At 66.7% G+C, this 234-nt stretch carries 1 protein-coding gene; it reads right to left on the bottom strand.

Annotation, left to right across the window (positions count from 1 at the left end; translation table 11 throughout):
- A partial coding sequence (locus tag SB771_RS37240) for a pilus assembly protein TadG-related protein (RefSeq protein WP_410722310.1) occupies window positions 1–234 on the bottom strand: 234 nt, incomplete at both ends.

Genomic DNA, 234 nt, shown 5'->3' with positions numbered 1-234 from the left:
CTCAGCGAATCGCTGAACAGCACGCTGCTGTCGGTCGTCAGTTGCACCGCGCCGCTTTGAAACAGCGCGTAGTTGAGGTGGCCGGCCGTGATGCCGGCGGCCTCGGGCACGGACAGATTGACGGTGGCGCCGGTGAGATCGCGCGCGGCCGCCAGCGCGCAGGCATCGGCGCTGTTCTGCAACTCGCTCTTGGCGACGTACAGCTTGCCGAGATCGAGTGCGAGACCCACGAAG

It is taken from the genome of Burkholderia sp. SIMBA_051 (assembly GCF_046534915.1).
In the GTDB taxonomy this organism is placed as follows: domain Bacteria; phylum Pseudomonadota; class Gammaproteobacteria; order Burkholderiales; family Burkholderiaceae; genus Burkholderia; species Burkholderia ambifaria.
The sequence above is the reverse complement of the archived record's forward strand: the minus strand, read 5'-3'. Positions and strand labels throughout refer to the sequence as shown.